General features: G+C 34.6%; 1 pseudogene. It reads left to right on the forward strand.

The features are described 5' to 3' along the window. Nucleotides 1-428 (forward strand): annotated as a pseudogene (gene alsT / locus HZY83_RS05530) (glutamine transporter AlsT); the annotation flags it as partial.

Below are 428 nucleotides of genomic sequence, written 5' to 3' on the forward strand. Positions count from 1 at the left end.
TAAGGTCTCAACCAGAAATGGTTAGGTATCGTATTCGCAACATTAATCACCATCACATTTGCATTTGTATTTAATACTGTTCAATCTAATACAATTGCAGAGTCATTAAACACACAATATCATGTTAGCCCAGTTATCACTGGTATTATATTAGCTGTAATTACTGCAATTATTATTTTTGGTGGCGTAAGAAGCATCGCAACATTATCCTCACTTATAGTACCTATTATGGCAATCATTTACATAGGAATGGTTTTAGTTATCTTGTTATTAAATATAGATCAAATAGTTCCAATGATTGGTACTATCATTAAAAGTGCTTTCGGTTTACAACAAGTGACTGGTGGTGCTGTTGGTGCAGCGATACTTCAAGGTATTAAACGTGGACTATTCTCAAATGAAGCAGGAATGGGTTCAGCACCTAATGC

The sequence above is a fragment of the Gemella sp. GH3 genome, from assembly GCF_013415425.1.
Classification (GTDB): domain Bacteria; phylum Bacillota; class Bacilli; order Staphylococcales; family Gemellaceae; genus Gemelliphila.